Here is a 2,431-nt window from a genome sequence, read left to right on the forward strand (position 1 = left end):
TAGAGATAAATTGTTGCGCTTTCACAAGAAATTTAGCTCTGGTTAGAGTGTTACCACCATTGACCTCTTATAATGATTGAAAATACCATATAAAAAATGTTACAAATCAACGTTCCCCAGCTAGCTATGATTCGAATTAACAATAAAGCCGGTATTCATTAAATGCATATATTTAAATGGGCAGTACTACTTTCAGCGTTCTGGTTGTTACTTTCTGGCTACATCCAACCACTATTACTTAGTTTCGGAGCCGTTTCTGTCATCATCGTACTTTTTGTCTTAAAACGTATGGATGAAGTAGATGAAGAGCCACAAGAGATTGGGACAGGTTTACGATTAATTCGATACATTCCATGGCTAATTGGGCAGATCATTGGCTCTAGCGCCCACGTTACAAAACTGATCTGGACTTCGTCAAATAAGGTTTCGCCAAGCTTGGCGAAAATAGATATAAAAGAAATACCTCCGAGCAATCATGTTTTATACGCAAATTCCATAACACTCACACCTGGCACCTTAAGCGTAGATTTGGAGGATGGTGAACTGACTGTTCACGCACTGCAAAAGTCCTCGTTAGAAGAACTCGAACAAGGTGCTATGGAAAATAAAATCGCCGGGATATGGGGTAATAACAAGTGACAGGAATATACGCTGCTGTTTGTATCGCTATTTTGGTTGTTATGGCTATCGCTTTGGCCAGAGCATTCGATGCGCCAACCGTTTACGACCGTATTCTAGGAGTAAACATGTTTGGCACCAAGACTGTTCTTTTTATTGCGGCCGCCGGTTATATGATGGGACGCCCAGACTTCCTGGACATTGCCATTGTGTACGCATTAATCAACTTTACAGGGATGGTTGCGGTACTTCGCTTTTTCGAATACACAGCGCCAATTGAATAAAACTTAAATAATAATGGTTGGACATGTTTGTCTTAGATATTGTTAGTAGCCTCCTGCTAATAGCAGGCGTTTTCTTCGGCTTAAGTGGTGCCGTTGGACTTTTTAAATTCCCGGATTTCTTCACTCGCGTTCACGCAGCGAGTGTCACGGACTCTATTGCAGCCATTCTGATCATAGGCGGTCTCCTCTTGCAGACGTCTTTCGATTTAAATACCGCAAAACTTTTATTCATACTGGTGTTTTTGATGCTTACCAGTCCTACCGCTTCTCATGCTCTTGCTAAGTCAGCCCGTCATGGCGGCTTACTTACAATTGCTGAAACCAAGAAAGAACAACAGGAGCAAACGCACTAATGGCCGAACTGATCGACTTGGTACTGCTTGCTATGTTGGCGCTCACTGCTTTACGCATTATATTTTTGAAAGATTTATTTGCTGTCGTCATGCTCTTCGGAATATATAGTTTTCTGTCAGCATTGATATTCGTAAACCTTGACGCAGTTGATGTCGCGTTCACCGAGGCATCGGTTGGTGCGGGCATATCTACAGTACTCATGCTTGGCACACTGGCATTAACTGGTAGAAAGGAAAAGCAAAGTGCCCACTCTTCAATCCTCCCTTTGGTTGTAGTCTGCGTAACCGGCGCTGCCTTGATCTACGGCACGCTCGACATGCCTCCCTTTGGGCACCCTGACAACCCAGTACACGAACATGTCGCTCCACGCTATATAGAAGAGTCACCTAAAGAAGTCGGATTACCGAACATGGTGACATCAGTACTTGCAAGCTATCGTGGCTTCGATACTTTAGGAGAAACGGTTGTTGTATTTTCAGCAGCAATTGGTGTCTTAGCATTACTTGGCGTAAGGCGCCGCGAAGAAAGTGATGCGCCAGAATCTGGTTTAAAAGCGCACCACGTACTGCACGTTGTTGCCAAGCTAATTATTCCCTTGGTTATACTGTTTGCACTGTATGTTCAATTTCATGGTGATTTCGGCCCTGGGGGCGGTTTTCAGGCCGGTGTCATCGCTGCTGCGGCTTTCATTTTGTACGCTTTAGTCTTTGGGACACCAAGCTCATTTGAAGTAGTAAGCCCAAAGTTTTTGCAATTAATGGCCTCTTTTGGCGTACTGCTTTACGCCAGCGTTGGCTTGTACAGCATGCTTAAGGGCGGCCAATTCCTTGATTACAACAAAATCGCAGCAGACCCAATCGCTGGCCAACACTACGGTATAATTATCATTGAACTTGGTGTTGGTATTACAGTGTTTGCCGTTATGCTTAGTATTTTCTATGCCTTCGATAGCCAGGCTGAGAGGTCTAACATCCAGTGAACTTTATTCTCGATTACTACAATTACTGGATCGTCGTATTTTTGATGATGACCGGTTTCTATATCGTTATATCCGCAAATAACCTGGTCAAAAAGGTCGTTGGTTTAAACGTCTTTCAGACCTCAGTTTTTATGCTTTACATTTCTATGGGTAAAGTCACTGGCGGCACCGCACCAATTGTCGTCGAAGGGGTTTC

At 43.6% G+C, this 2,431-nt stretch carries 5 protein-coding genes; all 5 read left to right on the top strand.

Going from position 1 to position 2,431, the window contains the following annotated elements:
- The first annotated feature begins 162 nt into the window (after nucleotides 1–162).
- A complete protein-coding gene (locus A3761_RS20690; protein WP_068509907.1) occupies nucleotides 163–639 on the top strand; it encodes a Na+/H+ antiporter subunit E in 477 nt (158 codons plus the stop codon).
- Entirely contained in the window at nucleotides 636–902 is a 267-nt protein-coding gene (locus tag A3761_RS20695) for a monovalent cation/H+ antiporter complex subunit F (RefSeq protein WP_231872273.1), read from the top strand. Before A3761_RS20690 ends, A3761_RS20695 begins: the two co-directional genes overlap by 4 nt.
- Nucleotides 903–925: 23 nt before the next feature.
- Nucleotides 926–1,255 carry a monovalent cation/H(+) antiporter subunit G gene (mnhG, locus tag A3761_RS20700; RefSeq protein WP_068510913.1) on the top strand — a complete coding sequence of 110 codons (330 nt, stop codon included), beginning with the start codon at nucleotides 926–928 and terminating at the stop codon, nucleotides 1,253–1,255.
- Complete coding sequence (locus A3761_RS20705; protein ID WP_082865135.1) at nucleotides 1,255–2,235, top strand: DUF4040 domain-containing protein; 981 nt, start codon at nucleotides 1,255–1,257, stop codon at nucleotides 2,233–2,235. The genes mnhG and A3761_RS20705 overlap by 1 nt, the downstream gene beginning before the upstream one ends.
- Nucleotides 2,232–2,431 (top strand): NADH-quinone oxidoreductase subunit K (locus A3761_RS20710; RefSeq protein WP_197473149.1); only part of this gene is annotated, 200 nt, incomplete at its 3' end. The genes A3761_RS20705 and A3761_RS20710, both read left to right, overlap by 4 nt.

Source organism: Oleiphilus sp. HI0123 (genome assembly GCF_001635315.1).

Coding starts and splice junctions, on each gene's coding strand:
- A3761_RS20690 (WP_068509907.1), top strand. CDS start 163: ATGCATATATTTAAATGGGCAGTACTACTTTCAGCGTTCTGGTTGTTA.
- mnhG (WP_068510913.1), top strand. CDS start 926: ATGTTTGTCTTAGATATTGTTAGTAGCCTCCTGCTAATAGCAGGCGTT.
- A3761_RS20705 (WP_082865135.1), top strand. CDS start 1,255: ATGGCCGAACTGATCGACTTGGTACTGCTTGCTATGTTGGCGCTCACT.